This is a genomic window from Streptosporangium sp. NPDC006013 (assembly GCF_040614275.1).
Taxonomy (GTDB): Bacteria; Actinomycetota; Actinomycetes; order Streptosporangiales; family Streptosporangiaceae; genus Streptosporangium.
In genome coordinates, this window is the sequence record NZ_JBEXUE010000897.1 from 1 (window position 1) to 1,751 (window position 1,751).

At 68.6% G+C, this 1,751-nt stretch carries 1 protein-coding gene; it reads right to left on the bottom strand.

Annotation, left to right across the window (positions count from 1 at the left end):
* Positions 1-1,474: discoidin domain-containing protein (locus tag ABZ260_RS50715; RefSeq protein WP_355633056.1), on the bottom strand; the 1,474-nt coding region annotated here is incomplete at its 3' end.
* Positions 1,475-1,751 lie beyond the last annotated feature (277 nt).

Genomic DNA, 1,751 nt, shown 5'->3' on the forward strand with positions numbered 1-1,751 from the left:
CCTGCCACGCCGCCGGCGGCGGCAGCTTCAGCACCACCCTGCCGACCGGCACCGCCGCCCCCAGGTCGACCTGGATCCACTGCGGGAACGCGTTGCTCGCGCTCTCCCAGTAGGTGTTCGAATCACCGTCGACCGCGTTCGGCGGGATGAAGTTCATGTTGTGGCTGCTCGCCGCCACCGCCTTGCCCCGCGCCAGGTTGGTGGTGTCGCCGCCCCCGCCGGACACCACGGGTGGGGTGGGGCGGGTGGCGGTGAGGGCGATCTGGCCCTTGAGCATTCTGCCGCCGTCGCCGGTCAGGCGCAGGTAGTAGTCGGCCGAGCAGGCGGTACCGTCCTCGTCGAGGGCGAGCATGCCGGAGTTGACCGGGACGCTCGCGAGGGTTTCGGCGGTTTTGGCGATCTGGTTGCCCTCGTTGTACTCGTCGAACATGGAGATGTAGATGCCCTGGGCGCCGACGCGGACCATGTTGTAGAACTGGCGCCACATGAAGTCGCCGTGGCGGCGCTGGCGGGTGGTGACGTCTCCGGGCAGGACGCAGGGCTGGTAGTCGATGCCGTGGGCGTCGCAGTCGGCTTGGTCGGGGAGGTTGACGTTGGTGTAGAAGTGGTCGACGTCGGCGATGGTGCCGATACGGCCGACCATCCAGGGGGAGATCATGTGGAAGGCGTGGTAGACGTCCAGGAAGCCGGGGCGGGAGTCTTCGACGCCACGGCGCCAGTGGGTGGGCACGCCGCCCATGACGTAGCAGCCCTGGCTCTTGAACCAGTTGACGACCTCCAGGCAGGGGGCCGGCGCCCAGGGGCGTTTGGGGTCGTTGAAGCCGAATCCCCAGATGCCGACGACGGGTTTGCCGTTCTGCATGGCGTACGCCGGTGAGGTGGTGTGGGCTTTCATTTTGTTGAGCCAGTCGGTTTTGATCTCCGGCTGCATGTTGGTCCAGTCGGTGACGTCGTACATGATGTAGTACTTGCGGCCGTTGGCCTCGGCGGCGGTGCGGACTTTGGTGGCCATGGCGTCGCGGGTGGGGCCTTCGCCGCCCATGGGGTTGAAGCGTTGCAGGGCGGCGGTGTCGATGTTGTTCTCACGCATCCAGCGGAAGTGGGTGTCGACGGTCTGCTGGTCGTAGGAGGAGAACAGGGTGGCGGGCCGGCCGTTGTTGAGGTTGGCGTACGCGGTGGGGTAGGTGTTGGTGTATTCGCGCATGTCGGGCCAGGCGGCGATGGTGGTGTTGGAGGGGGAGGGGCTCTGGCTCATGTCGGCGCTCCAGTGCCACCAGCCGTTGATCGGGGCGCTGTCGCCCTTGCAGGCGAACCAGCCCTGGTAGCCGACGGTGATCTTCCCGACCACGTCCCCGACGGGGCTGTCGGCGCGGGCCGCGCTGCCCAGCGCGGACAGTAGCTGCGACGACGACACCGCGGCGAGAGCGGACCCGGGCACCACGGAGGTCATGAACCTCCGACGCGAGACGGCCACGTGAACTCCTTTCGTCCGGAGCTGCCATCCGTGCTTCACCGCTCCATCCGGGGGGCGGGGGGTGCCGTGCCGGTGGGCCTGCGCGTTCGGCCGGCGCTCCCCGCGTGTCACGGAGGGAGCGGGACCTGACCGGACGACGGCGGCGGACCCCGGCTCACGACACGGAGATCGGTCGCCGGGTCGGCCGGGGCAAGGAGCACCACGGCCCGCTCCCTCCCCATCGGCTGTGGCCTGTCCACCTCACGGTTCCTGCATCTGTTCCCGGCCCACACCGGCA